At 55.5% G+C, this 26,866-nt stretch carries 25 protein-coding genes and 1 riboswitch; of the genes, 15 read left to right on the top strand and 10 right to left on the bottom strand.

Annotated features, from left to right (window positions below):
• Window positions 1-65: 65 nt before the first annotated feature.
• The 5 genes from ACCW76_RS09850 to ACCW76_RS09870 are packed head-to-tail and all read right to left on the bottom strand — an operon-like array spanning window position 66 to window position 4,081.
• Window positions 66-701, bottom strand: a complete 636-nt coding sequence (locus tag ACCW76_RS09850; RefSeq protein WP_038643857.1) for an urea amidolyase associated protein UAAP2 — start codon at window positions 699-701, stop codon at window positions 66-68.
• Complete coding sequence (locus ACCW76_RS09855) at window positions 701-1,408, bottom strand: urea amidolyase associated protein UAAP1 (protein WP_436338437.1); 708 nt, start codon at window positions 1,406-1,408, stop codon at window positions 701-703. The genes ACCW76_RS09850 and ACCW76_RS09855 overlap by 1 nt, the downstream gene beginning before the upstream one ends.
• Before the next feature lie 11 nt (window positions 1,409-1,419).
• Complete coding sequence (locus ACCW76_RS09860; RefSeq protein WP_045815026.1) at window positions 1,420-2,181, bottom strand: ABC transporter ATP-binding protein; 762 nt, start codon at window positions 2,179-2,181, stop codon at window positions 1,420-1,422.
• A gap of 14 nt (window positions 2,182-2,195) precedes the next feature.
• Window positions 2,196-3,008: an ABC transporter permease gene (locus ACCW76_RS09865; RefSeq protein ID WP_034827756.1), complete on the bottom strand. Its 813-nt coding sequence runs from the start codon at window positions 3,006-3,008 to the stop codon at window positions 2,196-2,198.
• Window positions 3,009-3,022: 14 nt separating this feature from the next.
• A complete protein-coding gene (locus ACCW76_RS09870) occupies window positions 3,023-4,081 on the bottom strand; it encodes a putative urea ABC transporter substrate-binding protein (protein ID WP_436338438.1) in 1,059 nt (352 codons plus the stop codon).
• A gap of 63 nt (window positions 4,082-4,144) precedes the next feature.
• A riboswitch (guanidine-I (ykkC/yxkD leader) is annotated at window positions 4,145-4,239 on the bottom strand.
• 187 nt (window positions 4,240-4,426) lie between these two features.
• Here ACCW76_RS09870 and ACCW76_RS09875 point away from each other — a divergent pair.
• The 6 genes from ACCW76_RS09875 to ACCW76_RS09900 all read left to right on the top strand — a co-directional run bounded on the left by ACCW76_RS09875 (window position 4,427) and on the right by ACCW76_RS09900 (window position 11,731).
• Window positions 4,427-6,025, top strand: a complete 1,599-nt coding sequence (locus ACCW76_RS09875) for a gamma-glutamyltransferase family protein (RefSeq protein WP_436338439.1) — start codon at window positions 4,427-4,429, stop codon at window positions 6,023-6,025.
• A 274-nt stretch (window positions 6,026-6,299) separates the two neighbouring features.
• Window positions 6,300-7,013 (top strand): DUF3053 domain-containing protein, encoded by a 714-nt coding sequence (locus ACCW76_RS09880; RefSeq protein WP_038643872.1) that lies wholly within the window; start codon window positions 6,300-6,302, stop codon window positions 7,011-7,013.
• 479 nt (window positions 7,014-7,492) lie between these two features.
• Window positions 7,493-9,427, top strand: a complete 1,935-nt coding sequence (locus ACCW76_RS09885; protein WP_034827738.1) for a PTS mannitol transporter subunit IICBA — start codon at window positions 7,493-7,495, stop codon at window positions 9,425-9,427.
• Between the two features lie 94 nt (window positions 9,428-9,521).
• Window positions 9,522-10,670, top strand: coding sequence for a mannitol-1-phosphate 5-dehydrogenase (gene mtlD / locus ACCW76_RS09890; RefSeq protein ID WP_034827736.1), 1,149 nt, complete (start codon window positions 9,522-9,524; stop codon window positions 10,668-10,670).
• A 64-nt stretch (window positions 10,671-10,734) separates the two neighbouring features.
• The gene (gene mtlR / locus ACCW76_RS09895; protein WP_197079585.1) at window positions 10,735-11,280 is read left to right on the top strand and encodes a mannitol operon repressor MtlR; all 546 of its coding nucleotides are present in this window, start codon (window positions 10,735-10,737) and stop codon (window positions 11,278-11,280) included.
• Window positions 11,281-11,368: 88 nt separating this feature from the next.
• On the top strand, window positions 11,369-11,731 hold the full coding sequence (locus ACCW76_RS09900; RefSeq protein WP_038643877.1) for a YibL family ribosome-associated protein: 363 nt from the start codon (window positions 11,369-11,371) through the stop codon (window positions 11,729-11,731).
• Between the two features lie 7 nt (window positions 11,732-11,738).
• On the opposite strand, the gene ACCW76_RS09905 is transcribed toward ACCW76_RS09900, so the two are convergent.
• The 3 genes from ACCW76_RS09905 to ACCW76_RS09915 form a co-directional block, all read right to left on the bottom strand.
• Entirely contained in the window at window positions 11,739-12,743 is a 1,005-nt protein-coding gene (locus tag ACCW76_RS09905) for a VirK/YbjX family protein (protein ID WP_045815035.1), read from the bottom strand.
• 191 nt (window positions 12,744-12,934) lie between these two features.
• Window positions 12,935-13,552: a superoxide dismutase [Mn] gene (sodA, locus tag ACCW76_RS09910; protein WP_034827730.1), complete on the bottom strand. Its 618-nt coding sequence runs from the start codon at window positions 13,550-13,552 to the stop codon at window positions 12,935-12,937.
• Between the two features lie 187 nt (window positions 13,553-13,739).
• The gene (locus tag ACCW76_RS09915) at window positions 13,740-14,765 is read right to left on the bottom strand and encodes a LacI family DNA-binding transcriptional regulator (RefSeq protein WP_045833978.1); all 1,026 of its coding nucleotides are present in this window, start codon (window positions 14,763-14,765) and stop codon (window positions 13,740-13,742) included.
• A gap of 294 nt (window positions 14,766-15,059) precedes the next feature.
• Here ACCW76_RS09915 and ACCW76_RS09920 point away from each other — a divergent pair, with 294 nt between their 5' ends.
• The 4 genes from ACCW76_RS09920 to alsE are packed head-to-tail and all read left to right on the top strand — an operon-like array spanning window position 15,060 to window position 17,809.
• Entirely contained in the window at window positions 15,060-15,500 is a 441-nt protein-coding gene (locus ACCW76_RS09920; RefSeq protein WP_436338440.1) for a PTS sugar transporter subunit IIA, read from the top strand.
• Window positions 15,501-15,518: 18 nt separating this feature from the next.
• Window positions 15,519-15,785, top strand: coding sequence for a PTS sugar transporter subunit IIB (locus ACCW76_RS09925; protein WP_034827725.1), 267 nt, complete (start codon window positions 15,519-15,521; stop codon window positions 15,783-15,785).
• 29 nt (window positions 15,786-15,814) lie between these two features.
• Entirely contained in the window at window positions 15,815-17,077 is a 1,263-nt protein-coding gene (locus ACCW76_RS09930) for a PTS ascorbate transporter subunit IIC (RefSeq protein ID WP_034827723.1), read from the top strand.
• A 51-nt stretch (window positions 17,078-17,128) separates the two neighbouring features.
• Entirely contained in the window at window positions 17,129-17,809 is a 681-nt protein-coding gene (alsE, locus tag ACCW76_RS09935; RefSeq protein WP_045815037.1) for a D-allulose 6-phosphate 3-epimerase, read from the top strand.
• A gap of 109 nt (window positions 17,810-17,918) precedes the next feature.
• Here alsE and ACCW76_RS09940 read toward each other — a convergent pair whose 3' ends face one another.
• Window positions 17,919-19,259: an aspartate aminotransferase family protein gene (locus ACCW76_RS09940; RefSeq protein ID WP_045815038.1), complete on the bottom strand. Its 1,341-nt coding sequence runs from the start codon at window positions 19,257-19,259 to the stop codon at window positions 17,919-17,921.
• A gap of 172 nt (window positions 19,260-19,431) precedes the next feature.
• On the opposite strand from ACCW76_RS09940, the gene ACCW76_RS09945 reads away from it, so the two are divergent.
• Window positions 19,432-20,208, top strand: coding sequence for a DeoR/GlpR family DNA-binding transcription regulator (locus ACCW76_RS09945; RefSeq protein ID WP_436338441.1), 777 nt, complete (start codon window positions 19,432-19,434; stop codon window positions 20,206-20,208).
• Here ACCW76_RS09945 and fdhD read toward each other — a convergent pair.
• A complete protein-coding gene (gene fdhD, locus ACCW76_RS09950) occupies window positions 20,205-20,996 on the bottom strand; it encodes a formate dehydrogenase accessory sulfurtransferase FdhD (RefSeq protein WP_038649754.1) in 792 nt (263 codons plus the stop codon). The two genes, ACCW76_RS09945 and fdhD, sit on opposite strands and share 4 nt — an antisense overlap.
• A gap of 296 nt (window positions 20,997-21,292) precedes the next feature.
• Here fdhD and fdnG point away from each other — a divergent pair, with 296 nt between their 5' ends.
• From fdnG to fdhE, 4 genes are read left to right on the top strand one after another with little or no spacing between them, the layout of a single operon-like run.
• Complete coding sequence (fdnG, locus tag ACCW76_RS09955; protein WP_436338442.1) at window positions 21,293-24,340, top strand: formate dehydrogenase-N subunit alpha; 3,048 nt, start codon at window positions 21,293-21,295, stop codon at window positions 24,338-24,340.
• A gap of 10 nt (window positions 24,341-24,350) precedes the next feature.
• Window positions 24,351-25,250, top strand: a complete 900-nt coding sequence (gene fdxH / locus ACCW76_RS09960) for a formate dehydrogenase subunit beta (RefSeq protein ID WP_045815041.1) — start codon at window positions 24,351-24,353, stop codon at window positions 25,248-25,250.
• Window positions 25,250-25,891, top strand: coding sequence for a formate dehydrogenase cytochrome b556 subunit (gene fdoI, locus ACCW76_RS09965; RefSeq protein ID WP_045815103.1), 642 nt, complete (start codon window positions 25,250-25,252; stop codon window positions 25,889-25,891). The genes fdxH and fdoI overlap by 1 nt, the downstream gene beginning before the upstream one ends.
• On the top strand, window positions 25,891-26,817 hold the full coding sequence (gene fdhE / locus ACCW76_RS09970; RefSeq protein WP_436338443.1) for a formate dehydrogenase accessory protein FdhE: 927 nt from the start codon (window positions 25,891-25,893) through the stop codon (window positions 26,815-26,817). Before fdoI ends, fdhE begins: the two co-directional genes overlap by 1 nt.
• The last annotated feature ends 49 nt before the right edge of the window (window positions 26,818-26,866 follow it).

Genomic DNA, 26,866 nt, shown 5'->3' on the forward strand with positions numbered 1-26,866 from the left:
TACGGCAGGTCGTCCTGCAGGGACAATGACGGCTTTAAAACGGGTCGTCCCGTTGCGTCAAAGATTCACCACACGCTGACTAAGATCGGCGTCGGGTTGTAACCGTTACAGGGATTGTTGAGCTGCGGGCAGTTGGAGATCAGCACCAGGATGTTCATCTGCGCCACCATCTCGACGTATTTGCCCGGTGCAGAAATGCCATCGGCAAAGGTCAAACCGCCGTCGTGCGTGACCGGCACGTTCATAAAGAAGTTAATGTTGTGGGTGATATCACGGCGCGTCAGGCCGAATTCCGGTTTTTCGGCCACCGCCAGCATCCAGCTATCGCGGCAGGAGTGCATATGACGCTTCTCCAGGTCGTAGCGCACGGTGTTGCTCTCACAGGAACAGGCGCCACCCAGCGTATCGTGGCGGCCACAGGTATCGGCGGTGATCGTCAGCATCGGACGATCTAAGTTGGAACGCAGCACGCTGCCTGCACTCAGAAACACATTTTTTTGCCCGCGCAGCGTATCGCTCATGCTGTAGCGTTCGGCAGTGTCGTCGGCATTGAAGAACAGGGTATCGGCAGCCTGATTACCTTCCAGATCGGTGATACGCAACGTCTGGCCCGCTTCGATACGCTGCAACCAGTAATCACCGGCATTCACCTGCTGCTGGAATGGCGCTTCGGCGGGATTGAGTAAGCTTTCAGTAATCATCAGATTTCTCCTTGCAGCTGATAGAGCGCGTTGTTGCGCAGACCGCGCTGGTTCTCACCACGCGCCAGGCAAATTTCCGGCAGCGGCGCGCGCTGGGCGCCCAGTGCGATCTGCACCGGCTGGCGCGGATATTCGCTGCTGGCATTCAGCGGATGCGGGCAGGTGTGCAGGATCACTAACGTGTCCATGGTGAAGCGCAGCCGCACCTGTGCGCCAGGTGCACCCTGCTGCTCCAGTTGCAGCGTGCCGTTGTCATCGGCGCGCACCCTGGCAAACAGGTTGAGGCAAGAGGCCATATCACGCTGGCCGAGGCCGTATTTCGCCAGCTCGACGAGGAAACTGTCGTAGCCGTTTTGATGGCGCAGATTGCGCGCCTGCTGATAGTCGCTGGCGCCGAAGCGTGCGACAGTTTGCTCAGCATTTAAGGTGCCGCAAACGCTCTCATGCCAGCCGAAACTGTCTTCTTCGATGCCGCAGAAAATGCGCCCCATATCGGAATAAAGGCAGTGCCCGGCTGTCAGCCGGAAGGTGTGCTGGCACTTCAACGTATCGGGCGCGTTGTAGCGCTCCAGCAGATTTTCCGGGTTGTAGAACAGCATGCCGACGTTGGCGCCGCCTTCAATATCGGTCAGTGTCAGTGCGGTGCCGCTGCGCATCACCAGCGACCAATGCGATCCCGCCGGTAACTGGGTTTGATATGCATTCATGTGGTGCTCCTTTAAGCCACCTGCGGCTCAGACGGCAATCCAGCAGCGGGCTGGTCGCGGTCGAGTGGCAGGTCGTAAGTGATAGTCGCGCCCCAGGCTTGTGGCGCGTGCGGGTCATGACGCAGTTTGTCGAACACCAGCAGGCGCGAAGCCAGGCTGAAGCCCTCTTTCAAATCATGCGTGATCATAAAAATGGTCAGGTTATGTTGCTGCCACAGGCGGGTAATCAACTGGTGCATCTCGCTGCGAATGCCGGGATCGAGCGCCCCAAAAGGTTCGTCGAGCAGCAGGATACGCGGCTGTTTCATCAGCGCCTGCGCCAGCGCCAGGCGTTGCTGCATGCCGCCCGAGAGCTGGTGCGGGTATTTGTTTTGCGCATGCTCCAGGCCAACCTGCGCCAGCATTGCCTGCGCACGCTGACGTATCACCTGGCGCTTTTTACCCCACACACGTCCCAGCCAACGGGCGGTGCTGAACTCTTCCGCCAGCATCACGTTGCCGAGCACCGTCAGATGGGGAAACACCGAGTAGCGCTGAAACACCACGCCGCGATGGGCATCGGGTTCGTCGGGAATCGGTTCGCCGTCCAGCAGAAGTTGCCCTTTGGTGGGCGATTCGGTGCCGAGCAGCATGTTGAGAAAAGTGGTTTTGCCACAGCCAGATGCCCCGACAATCGCCACAAATTCTCCCTCTTCCACATCGATATTGAGGCGCTCCAGCACCACCTGTTCGCCGTAGTGTTTTTCCAGATTTTTCAGTTGCAGTAATGGCATCGCTCGATCTCCCGTTATTTCGCGTGATACCACGGCCAGCAGCGACGGCTGATCAGCCGCAGCAGCAGGTCGAGCACAAAGGCCAGCAGCGCGATCCACGCCACGTACGGCAAAATCACATCCATCGCCAGATAACGGCGCATCAGGAAGATGCGGTAACCCAACCCTTCAGTGGCGGCAATCGCTTCGGCAGCAATCAGGAACAGCCACGCCGACGCCAGCGACAGACGCACCGCATCCAGCAGACGCGGCATCAGCTGCGGCAGGATCACGCGCCACAAAATCTGCGCGCTGTGCCCACCGAGCGTCTGCGCTTTCACCAACTGCTCGCGCGGGATTTTCTCCACCTGCAGCTGTAAATCGCGTGCAATCAGCGGGGTAATGCCGATCACGATCAGCACCACTTTCGACACTTCTCCCAGGCCAAAGCAGATAAACAGAATCGGCAGAATCGCCAGCGGTGGCACCAGCGCGACGACCGTCACCAGCGGCGCCAGCACTGCCCGCACCACCGGCAGCGCGCCGGTGAACAGGCCAATCGCCAGCGCCAGCAGTGCGCTGATCGCCACGCCGCTCAGCAGACGCATCAGGCTGGCGGCGGTGTCGGTCCACAGCAGGTATTCCCCAGTACGCGGGCTGGGCTGAAACGCCATGCGACTGATGGCGTCCCCCATCGCGTTAAAACCCGGCAACAGTTTGTCTGCGGCGTTCAGGCTGAGACGCGCATCCGACGCGAACAGATAGACCAGCAGCAGCGCCAGCAGCGGCAGGATGCCAAGCAGCAGGCGACCAAGCGGCAGCGGTTGGTAGTTGATCAATTTACGCATCGGCATCGTCTCGCTTATAGCTGACCCGCAGCGGCCAGTTTGGTGAACTCATCGGTAAAGCGCAGTTTCAGGTTATTGGTATCGCCCCAGTTGCCTGCCGGCGTTTCCACGCCCACCACATCAGCACTTGGTGCGCCTTCTCCCAGTAATCCGTGCTTGAAGGAGAACTCTGCGACCAGCTGCATGGTGGCTTTCAGCTGCGGGCTGTCGACAAAATCGAGGGTGGTTTTGGCATCGCTGAACAAGTGAGTGGCGGCCAGCTGCTGATCGAAGCCTGCCAGATCGGTGCCCGAAGCCTGAGCCATTTGCGTGCGAGCAGCTTTGGCGCTGTCACTCGGTCCGGACATGGTTTTCAGGGTTTCATACCAGGCACCGGTCAGCGCCTTGCCCAGCTGCGGATACTTTTTCAAGGTGGCGGTATTCACCACCAGCAGATCGAGGATTTCACCGGGGATTTGTGCTGAAGAGAAAATTAAATGGCTATCCGGCTGCTTCTCAGCTTCGGCCAGCAGCGGGTTCCAGGTCACGATGGAGTGCACGTCCGAGGTGCCAAACGCCGCCACCAGATCGGCATCCGCGGTGTTCACCACTTTGACATCCTTCTCGCTCATGCCGGATTTCTCCAGTGCACGCGCCAGCAGATAGTGAGACACAGAGAGTTCGACCAGATTGATCGGTTTGCCTTTCAGCGAGGCAATATTGCCTTTACCTTTCAGCAGAATACCGTCGTTGCCGTTGGAATAGTCGCCAACAATCAGCGCCGTGCTGTCCACGCCGCCGGTGGCAGGAATCGTCAGGGCATCCATGTTGGTCATGGTGCAGCCGTCAAACCCCCCGGCGGTGTATTGGTTCACCGATTCGATGTAGTCGTTGACCTGCACCAACTGAATGTCGATGCCGTATTTGTCGGCCCATTTTTTCACGATGCCGCTTTGCTGGGCGTAATCCCACGGCATCCAGCCCGCGTAAATGGACCAACAGATCTTGAAGGAGGGTTTGTCGGCAGCCAGCGTATTGACGCTGAACAGTGCGACGGTGCAAAGCAACAGCAAGCGAAGGCAGACTTTGATCATGATGGTTCCTCTGGCGTTAACGGGCGAAAAAAAAGCAGGAGGCGGCGAGCAACGATCTCGCTTTCCTCCCGGGCTTTTGTCCCGCCGTGTAACCGTCAGAGGACGGTCGGTCACTCTCGGACCAGCATCTTTCGACCGGAACCCTAGTGACCCATTGCAAATTGTCTGGCGACGTCGGTTACCCGCTATCGCTCCTGCATCTGCTTTTACACATTCAAAAAAAGTGCCAATTTTCTATCAGCATGAATTATCTGACTTATTATTAAATTCTCGATGTTTTGCCTACCGATGATGCACAGTAGTGCGGCAGATGCGCACCAGCATGAAGCAGAGGAACGTCAAATTATGAGCGATTTGGATTTCAACGTTAGTTATGCCTCGCACCGCGCCCCGATGATGGGCCGCAATGCGGTCGCCACCTCACAGCCGCTGGCGGCACAGGCGGGGATGCGCATGTTGCAACAGGGCGGCAATGCCGTGGATGCAGCGATTGCCAGCGCGATGGCGCTGACGGTGCTGGAACCCACCGGCAACGGCATTGGCAGCGATGCGTTTGCCATTATCTGGGATGGGAAAGAGCTGCATGGCTTAAATGCCTCCGGCCGTTCCCCCGCCAGCTGGAATGCAGAACGCTTTGCCGGACAGAGCACCATGCCGGAAATCGGTTGGGAAGCGGTGACCGTGCCGGGTGCCGTTTCTGCCTGGGTCACGCTGGCCGAGCGCTTCGCCACACTGCCGCTGACCACGCTGGCACAGCCGGCCATCGAATACGCCCGTGACGGCTTCCCGGTTTCGCCGCTGATCGCCCATCTGTGGCAGCGCGGCTATAACAAGCTGAAATCTCAGCCGGGCTTTATCGAGTGTTTTGCGCCAGACGGCCGACCGCCGCGTGCCGGTGAACTGTTCCGTAACCCGGCGCAGGCCGCGACGCTGCAGAAAATCGCCGAAACCAAAGGTGCAGCCTTCTATCGTGGCGAACTGGCCGAGAAAATGGTGGCATTTGCCGAGCAGCACGGCGCAGCACTCAGCATGGCCGATCTCAACAACCATCGTGCCGATTGGGTGGATCTGCTATCACGTCCGTTTGCCAACGGTTCGGTGCAGGAGCTACCGCCCAACGGTCAGGGCATCGCCACCTTAATTGCGCTCGGTATTCTGGAGCAGTGGGACATCGGCAGCTACTCACCGGATTCCGTGCCGTGGCTGCACCTATCCATCGAGGCGATGAAGCTGGCGTTGGTCGATCTGGATCGCTACGTCACCGATTACGACCATCTGGAATTCCCGGCGGAGCTGCTGCTCAGCGACAGCTATCTTAAACAGCGCGCCCAACTCATCAATCCTGACCAGGCCGGTGATTTTACCTTCGGCTCCCCGCAGCAAAGCGGCACCGTGTATCTCTCCACCGCCGATGCCAGCGGCATGATGGTCTCCTTTATTCAGTCCAACTATATGGGCTTCGGTTCCGGCGTGGTGGTGCCGGACACTGGCATCAGCTTGCAGAACCGCGGCTGCGGCTTCTCACTCGATCCGCAGCATCCGAATGTGGTGGCCGGTAGCAAACGCCCGTTCCACACCATTATTCCGGCGTTTGCGCTGGATGCGGCGGGACAGCCATTGATGTCGTTTGGCGTGATGGGTGGCCCAATGCAGGCGCAGGGACATCTGCAACTGGCGCTCCGCATCATGCAGCACAAGCAGAATCCGCAGGCGGCAATCGATGCACCGCGCTGGCGTGTTGAGCAAGGTCGCGCGGTTGTAGTGGAACCGGGTATCGATCGTAATGTGCTGGCGAAATTGCGCGAAATGGGTCACCAGATTACGGTGGAAGATCCGTTACAGAGCTACAATTTCGGCGGTGCGCAGGCGATTGTGCGTGACCCGCAAGGCTTCTACATTGCCGCCACTGAAAGCCGGAAGGATGGGCAGGCACTGGTGTTTTAAATCACAACCTGGCGGCATCAGTGCGGCCTGCCTGATGCCGCCAGGTGATTTCGGCCTTTGGGTTCAGTTTGTTGCCTGCGTTCGTTGGTGTCGGTGGAGCACAACCTTCAGGGTCGACCACCACCACATTTCTTTCATTACCTTTATCCGGCGCACCAGGGTGCGCGCTTTGCCACAGTTTGCCGCCTCTCAACCCGTTGTACACGCCAGGCCATTGCACTATCCTTTAGGACCATTCCCACCGAATCGAAATTAGCCATAACAGGAGTTCAACATGGCGTCAGGATTATCCCGCATCTGGATGCGTACCGGCATGCTTATGGTCAGCGCACTGGTTGTGCTGCAACTTACCGCCTGTGGCGATAAAGAAGGCGATCAGCGCAAAGCTTTCACCGATTTCCTGCAGAATACCGCGATGCGTAGCGGCGAGCATCTGCCTAGCCTGAGCGAAAACCAGAAGCAGACCTTCGGTAACTACGCGGGCGACTACGCCATTCTGTATGGCTTCTCACAGCAGGCCAATCAGGCGGTTGAGCAAGGCATGCGCCCTGTGGTTGATGAACTGGCCGCGATTCGTGTGCCACAAGATTATCTGACCCGTCGCGACAGTCTGCGTCAGGCGAGCGGCAACCTCAGTGTGCTGTCACAGCAGATTCAGAGCGCCAAAATGCAGGCCGACAGCAGCAAAGCCACGTTGAAGCAGCCAGACGATCTGAAGAAAGTGTATGACAGCGTCTACGCCAAAGTGGTCACGCAGCCGGCAGGTACACTGATTCCATTGCTGCCTCAGCTGCAGGCGTTGAGCCAGGCGGCGGTGCAAACCGGTGATTATCTGCAGTCGCAGGGCACACGTGTGACCTTCAATGACGGTGGCGTTCAGTTCCCAACGCAGGATCAGGCCACGCAGTACAACACCCTGATGAGCAACCTTTCCAGCAATGCTCAAGCCCTGACTCAGGCACAGAATGCTGTGCAGGGTGGTTTGTAACCTCGTTTTTAATGCGTTCAGGGGCGACTAACAGGCCGCCCTTTTCCTTACATGCTCTTTATTGCACCTTTCAGATTTTTCGTCACTTCCTTACACCTCTCTTATCTGCATCGCTATTGTGTGATCTGGCGCATTTTCGACCAAAAATAGTTTGTGATCTTAATCACACTTATGAAACAAACCACAGCGCTTCAAAGGTGACTTAAGTCACATTTATCCCGTTGTTTTGCTTAAAATTTCGCCTTCGTACTTTTCTTACACTCTATTTATGTGATCTACATCACCTTATAGCACCCTGACCACCCCAATTTTGCGTGATCTGCATCACACTTATCCCGGATGCTACGCAGCGTAATAAACTAGTGCTAGAGTCCGCGTGCATACAGTGATGCCACGGCCCGCGCCGGAACGGCTCAATAAAAGTCTTAACAAAAACAACCGCGCTCTTATTGCAGCGCGTCTCAATAAGGGGTGGGTTTATGTCCTCATCAGCGAAGGTCAAGGTCCAGAGCTTTGGTCGCTTTCTGAGTAACATGGTGATGCCAAACATCGGTGCGTTTATCGCCTGGGGTATCATCACAGCACTGTTCATCCCAACCGGATGGATTCCAAACGCAACGCTGGCGAAACTCGTCGGCCCAATGATCACTTACCTGCTGCCATTGTTGATCGGTTTCACCGGTGGACGTCTGGTGGGCGGCGATCGCGGCGGCGTGGTCGGTGCCATTACCACCATGGGTGTGATTGTCGGTGCAGATATGCCGATGTTCCTCGGCGCGATGATTGCCGGTCCACTGGGCGGCTGGGCGATCAAAACCTTCGACCGTATGGTTGATGGTAAAATCAAAAGCGGCTTTGAGATGCTGGTTAACAACTTCTCAGCCGGTATCATCGGTATGCTGTTGGCGCTGCTGGCGTTCATCGGCATCGGTCCATTGGTTGAAGGTCTGTCACACATCCTTGCGGCGGGCGTAAATCTGATGGTGCAGAACAACCTGCTGCCACTGACCTCTATCTTTGTTGAACCGGCGAAAATCCTGTTCCTCAATAACGCCATCAACCACGGTATCTTCTCGCCACTGGGTATCCAGCAGGCCAGCGAAGCCGGTAAATCTATCTTCTTCCTGATTGAAGCTAACCCAGGCCCAGGTATGGGTGTGCTGGTTGCCTACATGATTTTTGGTCGCGGTAGCGCCAAGCAGTCTGCAGGCGGTGCGGCCATCATCCACTTCCTTGGTGGTATCCACGAAATTTACTTCCCGTACGTGCTGATGGCGCCACGTCTGCTGCTGGCGGTGATCCTCGGTGGTATGACAGGTGTGTTCACCCTGACCGTACTGAACGGTGGTCTGGTGTCTCCAGCGTCTCCGGGTTCTATCCTCGCAGTACTGGCGATGACGCCTAAAGGCGCATACTTCGCTAACATCGCGGCCATCATCGCGGCGTTTGCGGTCTCCTTCGTGGTCTCTTCTATCCTGCTGAAAACCAGCAAAGTGAAAGAAGATGACGATATCGAAGCTGCGACTCAGCGTATGCGTGATATGAAAGCGCAGTCTAAAGGTCAGGCCGTTGCGGGTTCTCCGGTTATCGCCGATGCCAACAGTGTTGATGTGAGCCACGTGCGTAAAATCATCGTGGCCTGTGATGCCGGTATGGGTTCCAGCGCCATGGGTGCAGGTGTGCTGCGTAAGAAAGTGCAGGATGCCGGCCTGAGCAATATCTCGGTAACCAACAGTGCGATTAACTCACTGCCGGGCGATGTGGATCTGGTGATTACCCACCGCGATCTGACAGAACGTGCGATGCGTCAGGCACCGCAGGCGCAGCATATTTCACTGAATAACTTCCTCGATAGCGCGCTGTACAGCAATCTGACTGAACGTCTGATCGCCGCTAACCGCAGTGAAGCACATCGTGAAACCGTGCAGACCACGCTGGCAGACAGCTATGACGATGGCAGCGCTAACTTGTTCAAACTGGGCGCGGACAACGTGTTCCTCGGCTTGAGCGCCAGCAACAAAGAGCAGGCGATTCGTTTTGCTGGTGAGCAGCTGGTGAAAGGCGGTTACGTCCAGCCAGAGTACGTTGAAGCAATGCTGGAACGTGAAAAGCTAACCCCGACCTATCTCGGTGAGTCTATCGCTGTGCCGCACGGCACCGTGGAAGCCAAAGATCGCGTGCTGAAAACTGGCGTGGTGTTCTGCCAGTACCCAGCAGGTGTGCTGTTTGGTGAAGAAGCCGATGACGTAGCGCGCCTGGTGATTGGTATTGCCGCTCGCAATAACGAACACATTCAGGTGATTACCAGCCTGACCAACGCGCTGGATGATGACAGTGTGATTGAGAAGCTGGCGAACACCACCAGCGTTCAGGATGTGCTGGATCTGTTGTCAGGTAACACCGCGAAAGCGTAATACCACGTTTTAACTTCCCTGGGGCGGGCAAGCCCGTCCCACATTTCCGGGGCGGATTTGCCCGCCCTTTCGTCATTTGATATGGGTCAAATTTATGAAAGCGTTACATTTTGGAGCAGGTAACATCGGTCGCGGTTTTATCGGTAAGTTGCTGGCTGATGCCGGTATCGAACTGGTTTTCGCGGATGTGAATCAGGTGGTTCTGGATGCCCTTAACGCCCGTCATGAGTATCCGGTTCATGTAGTTGGCGAGCAGGCAAAGGTCGAAATCGTTACCGGCGTTAGCGCAGTGAACAGCACCAGCGACGACATCGTCACGCTGATTGCTGAGGTTGATATCGTTACCACGGCGGTTGGTCCGCAAATTCTGGAGCGCATCGCAGGCGGTGTGGCGAAAGGTCTGGCCAAACGCAGCGACAACGGTAATGTCCGTCCGCTGAATATCATCGCCTGTGAAAACATGGTGCGCGGCACCAGTCAGTTGAAACAGCACGTATTGAAAGCGCTGCCAGAGCAGTATCACGCGTGGGTTGAAGAGCACGTTGGCTTCGTCGACTCCGCCGTTGACCGCATCGTGCCGCCTTCTGAGGCCGGCAGCAACGATCCGCTGGAAGTGACAGTCGAAACCTTCAGCGAATGGATTGTGGATAAAACTCAGTTCAAAGGTGAATTGCCAAACATTCCTGGCATGGAGCTGACCGACAATCTGATGGCATTTGTCGAGCGCAAACTCTTCACGCTGAATACCGGCCATGCCATCACCGCGTATCTTGGCCAGTTAGCCGGCCACGCCACCATCCGTGATGCGATTCTGGATGAGAAAGTGCGTGCCGTGGTGCAGGGTGCGATGCAGGAGAGCGGCGAGGTGCTGATCAAGCGCTATGGCTTTGATGCCGACAAGCACGCCGCTTACATCCAGAAAATCCTCACTCGTTTTGAAAATCCATACCTGAAAGATGATGTTGAACGTGTTGGCCGCCAGCCGCTGCGTAAACTCAGCGCGGGCGATCGTCTGATCAAACCCACGCTCGGCACCCTTGAATACCACCTGCCACACGCCAACCTGGTGCAGGGTATCGCTGCCGCGATGCACTACCGCAGCGAAGCCGATCCACAGGCACAGGAACTGGCTGCCCTGTTGGCTGAGAAAGGCCCACAGGCAACACTGGCCGAGATCTCTGGACTGGAAGCCAATAGCGAAGTGGTCACCTCAGTGGTGAGTGCTTACAACGCTATGGCATAATGCGCGCCTTTTAATAGCTCACTCGGGCGCGGTGCCAACCGTGCCCGTCGGCGGTAGCGGAACGATGCAGGCAATAATGGAAGAGAAGCAAGCTTTTGAAAACCGGGTGCTTGAGCGCCTGAACGCCGGTCGATCGGTGAGAAGCTTCCTGATCGCCGCCGTTGAGCTATTGGCTGAAGCGGTCAACCTGCTGGTGTTGCAGGTTTTCCGCAAAGACGATTATGCCGTGAAATACGCGGTTGAACCGCTGCTGCTCGGCGACGGTCCGCTGGGCGAGCTGTCGGTGCGTTTGAAACTGATTTACGGCTTGGGCGTGATTAATCGCCATGAATATGAAGATTGTGAGCTGCTGCTGGCGCTGCGTGAAGAACTCGATCACGACACCAGCGACTACCGCTTTACTGACGATGAGATTTTGGGGCCGTTTGGTGAACTGCACTGCGTCGTAGCATGGCCGCCACAACCTGACTTCACCCGAGACGACGAGGCATTACGCAGTATGCAGCAACAGCGCTATCTGCAGATGGTGCGCTCGACCATGGTGCTGTCGCTCACCGAGCTGATATCACGCATCTCCCACAAGCAAGCTTTCAAGAAGCCGGCCGTTTAGGGGCCCAGTCGCGGTCGAATCCGCCCCGCTGCAAAAACGCCCCGTTTTGATGTATCCTTTGCCTGTTTTCCTTAACGAGTTTCCCCTGATGAAAGAACAAGAAAAAGCCGAGATCAAACTGCTCAGTGATCAACTGGATGCATTGAATCGCAAAGAACCCCAGCTGCTGGAATCTGGCGATGCCGAAAAACTCGGCGAGTTGCTGCGTGAAAAAGAGAAGCTGGTGCAGGAAATTGAACGTCTGCGCAGTGTTCGCGACGAGAAGCTGAGCAAAGAAGCGCAACAGCTGCAGAAGCTGGGTTTCAGCCGTGAGATCACCAAGAAAGAACAAGCCAACATGGGCGCATTTAAGAAGAGCGTGCGCGGCCTGGTGGTGGTGCATCCAATGACCGCGCTGGGACGTGAGATGGGGCTGAAGGTGATGACCGGCTACGCTAAGCAGCCGTTCTGATACCCGATTACGCGGCGTGTGATACGTCGCGTTCTACGCTCTCTTCCTGCACTGGTTCAGCCCCTGCCACGGGTTCAACCCCTGCTGCCAGCAATACCTGAGTGTTCAACGCATCCAACAGTGCATAGCGACGGCGATACTCCGCGCGTTTCTTACTGGCGATCTCTTCCAGAGCTTTCCTTTCCATCTGCAGCGGCAACGTAAACAGGTCGTCGGCACGGGCTTCACCGCCCAGTGACAGCCAGAACTCGCTGTAGCTGGCAAAGAACTTATCACCTTTACTGTGGCGATAACGCATGCTGCGGAACACATGGGTGGTATCTCCTACCGCGCAAATCGCTTGCACGCCACATTGTTGCGCCAGAATAAATACCGCTTCCATTAACAGACGTTTCGGGAATACGCCATGTGCGGCTTTAGTTGCATCGCGGATCACATCATTTGAGATGTGTTTGCGCGGCCCCTGCAATCCACCAATCAATAATGTGCGCTTGCCCTTTTCCTGAATAATGGAAAATGAGAGCGAGGCAATATTCAGAGTTTGATAATGCAGTGTCAGGGTTATTTCACCTTCGCGGTCAAAATGTCCTGGGCAGCAATTAATAGCAAACACCTCATCATTTTTTCCGTTAAAGGTGGCAATCACATTTAACACCGGACTCAGCAGTAACTGGCGCAGTTTGGCATTATCCAGTTGATCCATCAGCGTGTAATGGTCAAGCAGTGCCTGCGCACGTTGTGCCACGCTAAAGCCTGCGCGCAGGTAAGGGCGATGGGGTTTAGCTGGCAGCAAACCCTGCATTTTCAGCAGTTGCGGTAGAAACGGCAGTTTCGCTAATGCGTTAAGGTAATTAAATGTTGTAACAGGAAAGATTAAAGACCTTAAAGCAAATTTAAAGCGGAACATACTGCTATTCCATAACTTATCAGGTCTGACTTTTCCGCTAATTAACGGCAAAAACAGAGATGCCGACGAATCTTTATTCGCCACAGGGGTAGTGATAGTAGACATAATTATTTTACTTTCGTGTGATCAACTGCGGCTACTGTATGCCCCAAATTATCAACGGCAGGTTAATAACGACCGTAACGGTATTGTCAGAAGAGATAATCTTGAAGTGGTTTAAGAAGTGTTTAGTTTTCGTAAAGAAAAAAACCGGTGAAGCAGCTTCACCGGTTTTGTGCGTTGGCTATCGCCTGAACTTACTTAGCAGCAGCGAAACGCGCAGCCGCTTCGTCCCAGTTCACCACGTTCCAGAATGCTTTGATGTAATCAGGACGTTTGTTCTGATACTTCAGGTAGTAAGCGTGTTCCCACACATCCAGACCGATGATTGGCTCACCGGATGCGCCAGAAATAGCTTCACCCATCAGCGGGCTATCCTGGTTAGCGGTTGAAACCACAGCCAGCTTGTCGCCCTTTTTCACCAGCCACGCCCAGCCTGAGCCGAAACGAGTGGTAGCGGCTTTCTCAAACTCAGCCTGGAAAGCTTCAACGCTGCCGAAATCTTTTTCGATAGCTGCTTTCAGTTCGCCCTGCAGGCTGGTGCCCAGTTTCAGGCCTTTCCAGAAGAAGCTGTGGTTAGCGTGACCGCCTGCGTTGTTACGCAGTGGGCCTTTTTTGTCTGCTGGCAGTTGATCCAGTTTAGCGATCAGTTCTTCAACCGGCAGGTTAGCGAATTCGGTACCTTCCAGCGCTGCATTCGCGTTGTTGACGTAAGCCTGGTGGTGTTTAGAGTGATGGATTTCCATCGTCTGCTTGTCGAAGTGTGGTTCCAGTGCGTCGTACGCGTAAGGCAGGGATGGCAGTGAATAACTCATGTTCTTCCTCTCCATTTAGTGTTTTGCAGCATCACCTCAACAGGGTGCCGCGTAAGCAGTCGGATCATTATAGTTAAAATCATGATCGGTAAAAGGGTTATCAATGCCTTAGTAATGATAAGGATTTGATCAATCTGGGAAAAGCACCGCACATAGCGTGACATCGTCTGTTAGCTGGGCCGCAGGGTTAAATCTTGTGCGTACTGGCACGCAACTTCAGCTGCACCGGCAGTTCGTTGAGGGCGGGTGGCTCATCTCCCTTCAATGCGGCGAGTAAGCGCTTGCCTGCCATGCGCCCCATCTCTTCATAGGGCAGTACAACGCTGGTCAGCGGCGGCGAGCAAACCGCCGCCAGTGGGCCGCCACCGATGCTGGCGATCGCCAGCTGGCTAGGAATTGAGATGCCTGCGGCGTGGCAAGCCATGATGGCGCCACACGCCACTTCGTCACTGGTGCAAATCAGCACATCCAGCTCAGGCCAGGTGAGCCGGATTTCAGCCAGCAGGCTATGCCCGGCGGCAAAGGTAGGCATTTTCGGCGAGGTCACCACGCGGTGCGGCGCCTGATTCGCTGCCAGCATGCCACTGTGCCAGCCATTCAGCAGCTGGCGGAAAATCGTGGTATTGGTTTGCGTGCACAACAAGCCGAGATGACGATAGCCGCGCTCGACCAAACTTTGCACCAGCTGGCGAATCGCTTTGGCAAAATCCACGCCGATACTAATTCCCGCAGATTCCTGATGCACACCGCCGATATCCATCACCGGCAGACCGGAATTACTCAACAAACGATGGGCTTCGGCGGCATTGTCGAAGTTGAAATGCACCATCGCCGCCGGATTATACGAGAGCAGCATCTCGATCAACTCGCTCTCTTCCGCTGCCGAGTGGTTGGCTTCCGCCAGCATCATGTTGTAACCCTGCGGACGCAGAATCTCTTGCAGCGCTTCCGACACAATTGCACTGCCCGGCGTGGCGAACGAAGGCACCACCATGGTGATGAGCTTAGACGATGCCGACGCCAGATTACGCGCCTGAATATTTGGCACATAGGCCAGTTCGGCAACGGCCGCATCAATTTTGGCGCGGATTTCAGGCGAAACTTTTTCCGGCATGCGTAACGCACGTGATGCCGTCATGGTGCTCACGCCGACCAAACGGGCAACATCGGCCAGTGTGCTTTTGCCGGTACCGCGCCGTTTTTTCTCTGCCATGCCTTCTCCTAGCTGACTTACCACCATTACTCGCACGCAGCTTAAAACCAAATGCGCCAACGTGCCACGTTAATCACCACAGATTCGGGCACGCCTCACCTGCTGAGTATTTTCAGAATCTCCGAGCATGTCAGGTGCTTGCAACGATGACAAATGGGCAGCACAAAAATGTTAGCGATAACACATTTTTTAACAACACCGGTGTTAGCGCTAACTTTTGCGACAATCATCACAGAAAAGCGGTGAGAAAATCACCTAAAGTGCACTCCATCGACGAATAACCAGGAATTACTGATGCTCACTCAATGGCTGACACCGCAACATATTCGCATCGTAGAACAGGTCAGCGACTGGCAGGACGCGGTACGTTTATCCGCTGAGCCGCTGCTGGCCGAAGGGGCGATCACCCCGGCTTACCTCGATGCCATTTTCACTTCGCATGCCGAACTGGGGCCTTACTACGTACTGGCACCCGGCCTGGCGATGCCGCATGCCCGTCCAGAACAGGGCGCGCGTAAGAATGGCTTGTCGTTGCTGCATGTGAAGAACGGTGTGAGTTTTGAAGCGGATGAAAACGATCCGGTGTATGTGGTGATTATGCTGTGCGCCGTTTCCGGCGACGATCATATCCAGATGATCACAGCATTGGCCGAAGTATTCAGTGACGAATCTCGCCTGCAGCAATTGCTGACGGCGGCAACCCTACCAGCGATTGAAGCTGTTATTACAAATTAACCACCAGAGAATCCTATTATGAAAAAAGTCCTGATTGTGTGCGGTAATGGTTTAGGCAGCAGCTTTATTGTGGAAATGAACGTGAAGAAAATTGTGGCGGAATTAGGTAAAGAGGCTGAAGTGGGCCATACCGATTTAACCACGGCGAAATCTGAGCAGGCTGATTTAATCATCAGCGCCAAAGATATTGCCGATCAGTTATCCGGGCACAGCGCGCAGGTATTTGGTCTGACGAATTTATTAGATAACGCCAAAATTAAAGAAATTCTGGCGGAAAATCTGTAATAGCCCGATTTTACTCACATGGAGTAATTATGCTGCAATTTATCATCAAGGATGTTCTCGGAACACCCGCAATACTTGTCGGCCTTTTTTCCCTGATTGGTTTATTACTGCAAAAGAAACCGGTGTCGGATGTGATTTCCGGCACGCTGAAAACCATCATGGGCTTTGTGATTCTTATCGCCGGGGCCAACCTGATTGCGGCAACACTGACCATTTTCAGTCAGCTGTTTGAACACTCGTTCAATATTCAGGGTGTCGTGCCGAATACTGATGCGATGGCCGCGCTGGCGCAGAAGAGTTACGGCACTGAAACCGCGATGATCATGGTGTTCGGTATGCTGGTGAACATCCTGCTGGCGCGTATCACCCCGCTGAAGTACATCTTCCTGACCGGTCATCACACGCTCTATATGTCGGCGATGCTGGCGGTGATTCTTTCCGTCGGCGGCGTACATGGCTTCTGGCTGGTGCTCATCGGTTCACTGATTCTCGGCACCATGATGGTGGTGTGCCCGGCCATTCTGCAGCCGTTCACACGTAAAATCACCAATTCGGACGATCTGGCGCTCGGCCACTTCGGCTCGACCGGTTACCTGCTGTCTGCGCTGGTCGGTAAAGCGGTGGGCAAAGGCAGTCCATCCACCGAAGAGTTGAAGGTGCCGAAAACCCTCAACTTCCTGCGTGATTCCTCGGTCGCGATTTCGCTGACCATGATGATTCTGTTTATCGCGCTGGTGTTGGTAGCGGGCAAAGAGTTCACCGAAAGTCAGGTGAGCGGCGGTCAGAACTTCATCGTGTTCGCGATTATTCAGTCCATCACCTTTGCAGCGGGCGTTTATATCATTCTCGCCGGTGTGCGTATGGTGATTGCCGAGATCGTGCCCGCCTTCAAAGGCATCGCGGATAAGTTAGTGCCTAACGCCAAACCGGCGCTGGACTGCCCAACGGTGTTCCCGTTCGCGCCGAATGCAGTGATCATCGGCTTCCTGTGCAGTTTCTCCGCCGGTCTGATCAGCATGTTCCTGTGCCCACTGTTTGGTCTGAGCGTGATTGTTCCTGGTCTGGTGCCCCACTTCTTCTGCGGTGCCACCGCGGGTGTCTACGGCAACATTACGGGTGGACGTCGCGGCGCGGTGGTCGGCTCCTTTGTACAAGGGCTGCTGATCTCCTTCCTGCCTGCGATTCTGCTGCCGCTGATGGGCGACCTGGGCTTTGCTTCCACCACCTTTGGCGACGCGGACTTCGGTATTGTCGGCATCGTACTCGGCCACATTATTTCATTCTTCCATTGATGTCATAAACAGCGCCTGCGGGCGCTGGATTATGTAATGAGGAAATAAACAATGAACGCTCAATTTTCACCGTCATTAATGTGCATGGATCTCACCCGCTTTCGTGAACAGATCGAAGCGATGAATAGCACAGCGGCTTTTTATCATGTCGATATTATGGATGGCAGCTACGTTAAAAACATTACGCTATCGCCGTTCTTTATCGAGAATCTGCGTAAGATCACCGATGTGCCGATTGATGTGCATTTAATGGTGAACCACCCGGAAGATATTATTCCGATGTGTATCGAAGCGGGTGCGGATATTATTAGCTTCCATCCAGAAACAGCGAATAACAAAATATTCCGTCTGCTGAATCAGATCAAAGAAGCGGGCCGTCGCTGCGGCGTGGTATTAAATCCGGCGACACCTGCCGAGAGCATTCGTGAGTATGCACATCTGCTGGATAAGGTTACGGTGATGTCGGTGGACCCCGGCTTTGCGGGACAGAAATTTATCCCGGAAACACTGAACAAGATTCGCCAGCTGATTGCCCTGCGCGAAGAGCACGGTTATCACTATCTGACCGAGATTGATGGCTCCTGCAATGCGCGCACCTTTAAGCAGATTGCTGCGTCAGGGGTGGATGTGTTTATCGTTGGCACATCAGGTTTGTTCAATCTGGATGACGATGTCGCGCAGGCGTGGCAGAAGATGGAAAGCATTTTTGCGACCGAGACTGCAGCCGCCTGACTCTTTGCAGGTCCGCACCCGGAGTAAATTGGGCTGATTCTCAGCCGGGTCGCCATGAATGGCGACCCGGTTCATCATCCTGAAACCGCGTTAAGCCAACCGTCCTGGTTTACCGACCCAGCTCAGTCAGTGACTTATCCAGCGCACCCACCAGCCAATCAATATCCGATTCCTGGAACGCCAATGGTGGACGCAGCTTCAGTACGTTGCCGTACGGCCCGGCCACCGACGTCAACACATGGTGATCGCGTAGCTTCTCGGTAAGGTCCAGCGCCAGCGCTTTATCCGGCGTTTTGCTCTCCCGATCCTGCACCAGTTCAAAGCCGATAAACAGCCCTGCTCCGCGCACATCGCCAATGCTTTCATGGCGATCCATCAGCTTCTGCAACTCGGCGAGCAGTTTAGCTCCGACCACGCGGCTGTGCTCTTGCAAGCCTTCTTCTTTAATCACCGTCAGGACCGCCTGCGCCGCAGCCATGGCAACCGGGTTGCCGCCAAAGGTATTGAAGTAAGGGATATCGTCACTAAACGCCGCCAGCACATGACTCTTCGCCAGCAGGCCGGAAACCGGAATACCGTTACCCATCGGTTTACCGGTGGTGACCACATCCGGCACCACGCCGTGACGGGCAAAGCCCCAGAATGCATCACCGGTACGACCAAAGCCTGGCTGCACTTCATCGGCAATGAAAATACCGCCGTTAGCGTGCACCACATCCACCGCTTTCTGCAGGAAACCGCGAGGGTTCGGCAAAACACCATCGGAAGAGAAGATTGAATCGGCGAGGAAGCCAGCAAACTTAATGCCGTGCGCCTTCATGTCATCAATCTGTTTCTGGATTTCGTTGGCAAACCATTCACCGAGATCCGGTGTGTTGACACGATAAGCATCCGGCGGCGAAACCAGGCGTGTCGTGGCCGCCAGTGGCTGCCCGCTGCCCAGTGCCGGAGAGACGCCAGAGGTGAGATCGCTGGTGCCGTGATAGGCTTCCTGCGACACGATGATGCCCGTACCGCCGCTGAAAGCACGCGCCACGCGAATGGCCAAATCGTTAGCTTCTGATCCGGTGCACATATACATGGCACGGTCGATAGCGTCTGGCGTGGTTGCCAGCAGCTCTTCGGTGTAATCGAGAATGCGCTCGTGCAGATAGCGGGTGTGGGTATTCAGCATCTTCATCTGCTGATTTACCGCTTCGATCACCGCCGGATGGCAGTGGCCAATGCTGGCCACGTTGTTGTACACATCGAGATATTTATTACCTGCGGCATCCCACAGATACTGCCCTTCACCGCGCACCAGATGCACCGGCTTACGATAAAACAGGCGATACGACTCGCCCAACACTTTGCTGCGCTTGTCCGTCAGCTGGCGGGTTGCTGCATCCAGACCGTCGGCGTGCTCAGCACGAAAACTGTTGGTGTCCATGATGGTGGAACGTGTAGCCATGGTAACTCCCGTTGCGAAGGTGAAAGGGGTGCATGATGTGTGACCGTTGTCACCATCATGCCTGCTTTAACGAGAAATGCAACCAAATACACAAATACAACTAAATACACATGACGCCGTAATGACACTCAGGTAAGCTTAGGCCCAGATTATTACGCTACAGGGAAAAGTCATGCTGCAGGAAACCCGCTTACACCGCATTCGAGCCCTGCTGACCACGCAGCATCAGGTCAGCACCGAGCGCATTATCAATGAGCTGGGTATTTCGCGGGAAACGGCACGGCGAGACATTATTGAGCTGGAAGCGCAGGGTTTAGCCCGACGGGTGCATGGCGGTTTAGTGGCGGTAGATAGCCAGCCGGAAGCACCGCTGCAAGTGCGCCGCAGTGCTCAGGCAAAAGAGAAGCGTTCGATTGCCATAGCGGCTGCGCAGCATTTGCAGCCGGGCCAAACGCTGTTTCTCGATGCCGGCACCACCACCACCATGCTGGCGGAGCAGCTGCGCAGCATGGCCGGCTTAACCATTATCACTAACAGTTTGCAGGCTGCGCTGGCGCTGAGCGCCGCCGAAGAACATGAAACGCTGAATAATCAGGTGATTTTGCTGGGCGGAATGATGATGGCAGGTGCACAGCAGACGCGCGGTGAAATCACGGTCAGCGAGATTTACCGCTATCGCGCCGACGTTGCCCTGCTGTCACCGGTTGGCATTGATGCCAAAAATGGTGCCAGCAGTTTCCATCCACACGAAGCGGCGATCGCCCGCGCCATGGTGCAGCAGGCTTCGCGCACCTTTTTACTGGCGGATCACAGCAAGCTGGGGGTGATCAGTCGCACGGTATATGCGCCGATTGGAGACGTGGATTTGCTGATTTGCGACAGCGGCCCCGCCAAACCCGGCGCATTAGCTGCGCTCCAACAGGCGCTGCCACAGGTACAGGTGGTTTAAATCAGGCGCTGTGGATGGCTATACACCGTAGCGCGTCCCGGTTTACTAAACCCTATCAGCGTTAAGTGACAACGCTCGGCGACCTCAACGGCAAGTTGGGTCGCAGCAGATACCGCAAATAATATCTCTACGCCGCACATCGCTGATTTCTGCACCATCTCATAACTGGCGCGGCTGGAGACTAACACAGCACCTTGTTGCCACGGCTGCTGACTGCGATGCCCCAGCAGTTTATCCAGCGCCACATGGCGGCCCACGTCTTCGCAGCCACCGAGCAATTCTCCCTGCGGCGACATCCATGCCGCCGCGTGCGTGCATCCGGTGAGATTACCGATGGGTTGGTAATTGCGCAGTTGCGCCAGCCCGCTATCGAGGTTCGCCAGATCGAAGGTTTGGGTAAACGGCAGCGGTTGCAGCGGTTTTCCAATCTGGTCGAGTTGTTCCACGCCGCACACGCCGCAGCCGGTGCGCCCCGCCATGGCACGACGCTGCTCTTTCAGTGCCATAAAACGGCGGCTGGAGAGTTCGATCTGCACTTCGATACCGTTGCAGCCGGGCACCACATCCATGCCGAAGATCTCATCAGGCTTCTCAATAATGCCTTCTGAGAGTGAGAAACCGAGCGCAAACGCCTCGAGATCGTTGGGCGTGGCCATCATCACCACATGGGAAATGCCGTTATACACCAGCGCGATCGGCACCTCTTGTGCCAGCCAGTCGGTTTCAGACGTGCTGATATCACGCCGCTGACGCACCTGCGCCTGCACTGCGCCTGAGATCTCAATCACACTCTGATGACTTTCCTGTGCTCTGACTTTCACTTTGCTCGCCTCGGACAACAACCATATTAAAGCAGTGGTATTATTCTGCTGCTATTCTCACACTGTTAGTTGGGTCATTGTGAACCTCGGCCCAACGCATCACAAAAAAATTTTTGCCCGTCATTCGGATGATGACAAGGCAGCAAGCCCTTTCAAGTCGGGAGCTTACACCCGTAAGCGACAGAAACGAATGGGTGAAGGTCATGCAGCGACCATTTGAATGACGCAGGCAAATTGTAGCAATGTCGACTCAAGGATTATTCATGAACGTCAGCCGAAGAAAATTCTTCAAAATCTGTGCTGGCGGTATGGCAGGGACATCGGCAGCACTCCTCGGCTTTACGCCAGAGGTGGCGCTGGCGGAAACGCGACAGTACAAGCTGCTGCGTGCCCGCGAAACCCGCAACACCTGCACTTACTGCTCAGTGGGCTGTGGCTTATTAATGTACAGCCTCGGTGACGGCGCGAAAAACGCCAAAGAGACCATTTTCCACATTGAAGGCGATCCAGACCATCCGGTGAGCCGCGGTGCATTGTGCCCGAAAGGCGCTGGCCTGCTGGATTTTGTCCACAGTGAAAGCCGTCTGCACTACCCCGAATACCGCGCGCCAGGTTCGGATAAATGGCAGCGTATCAGTTGGGATGACGCCTTTGATCGTATCGCTAAACTGCTGAAAGCGGATCGCGACGCCAACTTTATCGCGCAAAACGCCGCAGGCGTTACCGTGAACCGCTGGCTCTCATCAGGCATGCTGTGCGCCTCCGCGTCCAGCAATGAAACCGGCTATTTAACCCAGAAATTTACCCGATCGCTCGGCATGTTAGCGGTCGACAACCAGGCACGCGTTTGACACGGACCAACGGTAGCAAGTCTTGCTCCAACATTTGGTCGCGGTGCGATGACCAACCACTGGGTCGACATCCGTAATGCCAATCTGATCGTTGTGATGGGCGGTAACGCCGCTGAAGCGCATCCTGTGGGATTCCGCTGGGCGATGGAAGCCAAGATTCACAACAAAGCCAAATTGATTGTTATCGATCCGCGCTTCACGCGTACGGCATCGGTGGCAGACTTTTACACGCCGATTCGTTCCGGCACCGACATTGCTTTCCTGTCGGGCGTGCTGCTGTGGCTGATGCAAAATGACAAAATCCAGCAAGAATATGTGCAGGCTTACACCAACGCCAGCCTGATTGTGCGCGAGGACTATCATTTTGATGACGGCCTGTTCAGCGGCTACGACGAAGCCAATCGCAAATATGACAAAACCAGCTGGAACTACGGGCTGGGTGATGACGGCTTTGCCAAACGCGATGACAGCCTGCAACACCCGCGCTGCGTGTGGAATCTGCTGAAACAGCACGTTAGCCGTTACACGCCAGAAATGGTGTCACGTATTTGTGGCACACCAAAAGACGACTTCCTGCATGTCTGCGAGCTGATCGGTGAAACCAGCGCGCGCGATCGCACCACCTCATTCCTGTATGCACTGGGCTGGACGCAACACTCGGTCGGTGCGCAAAACATCCGCACCATGGCGATGATCCAGCTGTTGCTCGGCAACATGGGCATGGCGGGCGGCGGCGTCAACGCCCTGCGCGGACACTCCAATATTCAGGGGCTCACCGATCTCGGCCTGCTGTCGCAAAGTTTGCCAGGTTATATGACGTTGCCGTCGGAGAAACAGACCGATCTGCAAACCTATCTCACCGCCAATACGCCGAAACCGACGCTACCCGGCCAGGTGAACTACTGGGGTAACTACCCGAAATTCTTTGTCAGCATGATGAAAGCCTTCTATGGCGACAAAGCGCAGGCCGAGAATAGCTGGGGCTTCGACTGGCTGCCGAAGTGGGACAAGGGCTACGACGTTTTGCAGTACTTCGAGATGATGTCGCAGGGGAAAGTGAACGGCTATTTATGCCAGGGCTTTAACCCGGTCGCGTCGTTCCCGAACAAACGCAAAGTGATCGATTCGCTGTCGAAACTGAAATTCCTGGTGACCATCGACCCGCTCAACACCGAAACCTCGACCTTCTGGCAAAACCACGGCGAGTTCAACGATGTTGATCCGGCGAAGATTCAGACCGAAGTGTTCCGCCTGCCCTCCACCTGCTTTGCCGAAGAGAATGGCTCCATCGTCAACTCCGGACGCTGGCTGCAGTGGCACTTTAAAGGTCAGGATGCGCCGGGCGAAGCGCTGAATGACGGTGAAATCCTCTCCGGTATCTACAGCCGTCTGCGCAAAATGTACGCCAGCGAAGGCGGTGCCTTGCCGGAGCAGGTGCTGAACATGACATGGAACTACCAGACGCCTGATAACCCGGCTTCGGAAGAAGTGGCGATGGAGAGCAACGGCAAAGCGCTGGCGGATGTATTCGATGACAAAGGCACGTTGCTGGTGAAAAAAGGCCAGCAGCTCAGCAGCTTTGCGCAGTTGAAAGATGACGGCAGCACCAGCAGCGGCTGCTGGATATTTGCAGGCAGCTGGACGCCAGATGGCAACCAGATGGCGCGGCGTGATAACACCGATCCGAGTGGATTGGGCAATACGCTGAACTGGAGTTGGGCATGGCCGCTCAATCGCCGCATCCTCTACAACCGTGCATCGGCCGATCCACAGGGCAACCCGTGGGATCCGAAACGGCAAATCCTCAAATGGGATGGCAGCAAATGGGGCGGCATGGATATTCCGGACTACAGCACCGCCGCACCGGGCAGCAACGTCGGGCCGTTTATCATGCAGCCAGAAGGCATGGGCCGCCTGTTCGCACTCGATAAAATGGCCGAAGGTCCGTTCCCGGAACATTACGAGCCGTTTGAAACGCCACTCGGCACGAATCCACTGCATCCGAACGTCATTTCGAACCCGGCAGCACGCGTGTTCAAAGACGATCTGGCGGCGATGGGTACAGCCGAGCAGTTCCCGTATGTCGGCACCACGTATCGTCTCACCGAGCATTTCCACTACTGGACCAAACACGCGTTGCTCAATGCCATCGCGCAGCCGGAGCAGTTTGTGGAGATTGGGGAGAAGCTGGCCAACAAGCTGGGCATCGTTCAGGGCGATACGGTGAAAGTGAGCTCCAATCGCGGTTATATCAAAGCCAAAGCGGTGGTCACCAAACGCCTGCGCCCACTTGATGTGGATGGCAAAACCGTCGATACCGTCGGCATTCCGATTCACTGGGGCTATCAGGGCATTGCGAAGAAAGGCTTTATCGCCAATACCCTGACGCCGTTTGTCGGTGATGCCAACACGCAAACGCCAGAGTTCAAGGCGTTCCTGGTTAACGTTGAGAAGGTGTAGGAGAACGTAGATGGCTTATCAATCACAAGACATTATCCGCCGCTCCGCCACCAATGGTTTCACGCCTGCCCCGCAGGCGCGTAATCATCAGCAGGAGGTGGCGAAGCTGATCGACGTAACCACCTGCATCGGTTGCAAAGCCTGCCAGGTCGCGTGTTCAGAGTGGAACGACATCCGCGATGAGGTTGGGCATAACGTTGGGGTGTATGACAACCCAGCGGATCTGACCGCCAAATCCTGGACGGTGATGCGCTTCTCAGAAGTGGAGGAGAACGGCAAGTTAGAGTGGCTTATCCGCAAGGATGGCTGCATGCACTGCGCCGATCCCGGCTGCCTGAAAGCCTGTCCGTCCGAAGGCGCGATTATTCAGTACGCCAACGGCATCGTCGATTTTCAGTCCGAGCAGTGCATTGGCTGCGGCTACTGCATTGCCGGCTGTCCGTTCGACGTGCCGCGCCTGAATAAAGACGACAACCGCGTGTATAAATGCACGCTGTGCGTCGATCGTGTCAATGTGGGTCAGGAACCGGCGTGTGTGAAAACCTGCCCGACCGGCGCCATCCATTTCGGTAGCAAAACCGATATGCAGGCGCTGGCGGCAGAACGCGTGGCGGAGCTTAATACGCGCGGCTATGACAATGCGGGCTTGTATGATCCGGAAGGCGTCGGCGGCACGCATGTCATGTATGTGCTGCACCATGCCAATAAACCGCAGCTGTATCACGGTTTGCCGGAAAACCCGAGTATCAGTCCGGCGGTCACTTTCTGGAAAGGCATCTGGAAACCGCTGGCGGCGATCGGTTTCGCCGCCACCTTCGCTGCCTCGGTATTCCACTATGTCGGCGTCGGGCCGAACCGGGTGGAAGAGGATGAGGACGAGAACCTGCACGAAAAAGAGGAGCGCGAATGATGAAAAAGCGCGATCGTCTGGTGCGCTACAGCGCACCGGAACGCATCAATCACTGGATTGTGGCGTTCTGTTTTGTTCTGGCAGCCCTGAGCGGGCTGGGTTTCTTCTTCCCATCCTTTAACTGGCTGATGCACGTGCTGGGTACGCCACAACTGGCGCGCATCCTGCATCCGTTTGTCGGTGTAGTGATGTTCGCCGCTTTTCTGATCATGTTTTTGCGCTACTGGAAACAGAATCTGATCAATCGCGAAGACCTGATCTGGGCGAAAAACATCAATAAGATCGTGCGCAATGAAGAGGTGGGTGATACCGGCAAATACAACTTCGGGCAGAAGTGTGTGTTCTGGGCTGCTATCATCAGCTTAGTCTTGCTGCTGGCGAGCGGAATTGTTATCTGGCGCCCTTACTTCGCCGGGGCCTTTGCGATTCCGCTGATTCGCGCCGCTTTGGTGGTGCATTCGGTCTCAGCTGTGGCATTGATCGTGGTGATTATGGTGCACATTTATGCGGCCCTGTGGGTCAAAGGCACCATTACTGCCATGGTTGAGGGCTGGGTGCCGGCCGCGTGGGCAAAGAAACATCATCCACGCTGGTATCGTGAGCAGCGCCAACGCCAAACACAACAGGAAAAACGTCCCTGATGAGTATTCGCATTATCCCGCAGGACCAGCTGGAGAATGGCGAAAAAAACACGGCGGAACAGGTTCCGCCGTTACTTTTCCCTCGGCTGAAAAATCTGTACAGCCGCCGTGCAGCGCGTTTACGTGAGCTGGCAGCGAAGAATCCGCTGGGCGATTATCTGCGCTTTGCTGCAGTGATCGCGCAGGCGCAAGACATCGTGCTGTACGATCATCCGCTGCAACTCGATTTGCGCCAGCGTTTGGCCGAAAGCGCCGAACAGGGCAAACCTCCGCTCGATATTCACACCTATCCCCGCGATGCCCACTGGCAGCGTCTGCTGCATTCGCTGATTGCCGAGCTGAAGCCCGAGATGAGCGGCCAGGCATTAGCGGTGCTGGAGAACCTGGAAAAAGCCTCCTCTTCCGAGCTGGAAGGCCTGGCCAGCGCGCTACTGGAGGGTGATTTTGCGCAGGTCAGCAGCGATAAAGCCCCGTTTATTTGGGCAGCGCTTTCGATCTATTGGGCGCAGATGGCAGCGCTGATCCCTGGCAAAGCCCGCGCAGAATACGGCGAGCATCGTCAATTCTGCCCGGTGTGCGCCAGTGTACCGGTGACCAGCGTGGTGCATATGGATGTGGGCCAGCAGGGGCTGCGTTATCTACACTGTAATCTGTGTGAAAGTGAATGGTATGTGGTGCGCAGCAAGTGCTCCAACTGCGAGCAAACGCGCGACCTGCACTACTGGTCACTCGACAGCGAAAAAGCCGCGGTGAAAGCCGAAAGCTGTGGTGACTGTGGCACCTATCTGAAGATGTTGTATCAGGAGAAGGATCCGGCGGTGGAACCGGTGGCCGATGATTTGGCCTCGCTGGTGCTGGATGCGCGTATGGAGCAGGAAGGCTTTGCGCGCAGCAGCCTGAATCCGTTTATGTTTCCTGGGGATTGAGCAAATTGCCGCTGTCCTACGAACTGTCGCGGCACGATTTATCGCGCTG

It is taken from the genome of Pantoea sp. C8B4, from assembly GCF_051336905.1.
Classification (GTDB): domain Bacteria; phylum Pseudomonadota; class Gammaproteobacteria; order Enterobacterales; family Enterobacteriaceae; genus Pantoea; species Pantoea rwandensis_B.